At 63.4% G+C, this 601-nt stretch carries 1 protein-coding gene; it reads left to right on the top strand.

What is annotated here, in order from left to right; all coding sequences use genetic code 11:
- Positions 1-559 (top strand): ABC transporter substrate-binding protein (locus tag JHD07_RS33535; protein ID WP_291629959.1); only part of this gene is annotated, 559 nt, incomplete at its 5' end.
- Positions 560-601 lie beyond the last annotated feature (42 nt).

The raw sequence follows: 601 nt of genomic DNA, 5'->3' as shown, positions 1-601 counted from the left end.
CGACGGCGTCGGCTTCATGCACATCCTGTCCAAGGAGATCTGGGACGGCCATCCCTGCTGCAGCTTCGCTGCAAGCCGCGAGTTCATCACGACGGCGCCGAACAGCTTTGCGGCGCTGACGCGGGCCATCGTCGATGCCACCGCCTACGCCTCGAAGGCCGAGAACCGCAAGCAGATCGCCGAGGCGATCGCGCCGGCCAACTACATCAACGCGCCGGTGACGGTGCTGGAGCAGGTCCTGACCGGCACCTATGCCGACGGTCTCGGTGGGGTGAAGACCGATCCGAAGCGCGTCGATTTCGATCCGTTCCCCTGGCAGTCGTTTGCGGTGTGGATGCTGACGCAGATGAAGCGCTGGGGCCAGATCAAGGGCGATGTCGACTACAAGGCGGTCGCAGAGCAGGTGTATCTCGCCACCGACACCAAGAAGCTGATGACCGAAATGGGCCTGTCGCCGCCGGCGAGCGCCTACAAATCGTTCGCGGTGATGGGCAAGACATTCGATCCGGCCAAACCGGAGGACTATCTGGCGAGCTTCAAGATCAAGAAGGCGTCGTGAGGATGGGCCGCGCTCTATCTTCACCTCTCCCCGCTTGCGGGG

This window comes from Bradyrhizobium sp., assembly GCF_016462955.1.
In the GTDB taxonomy this organism is placed as follows: Bacteria; Pseudomonadota; Alphaproteobacteria; order Rhizobiales; family Xanthobacteraceae; genus Bradyrhizobium.
This window is presented reverse-complemented; position numbering and strand designations above follow the sequence as displayed.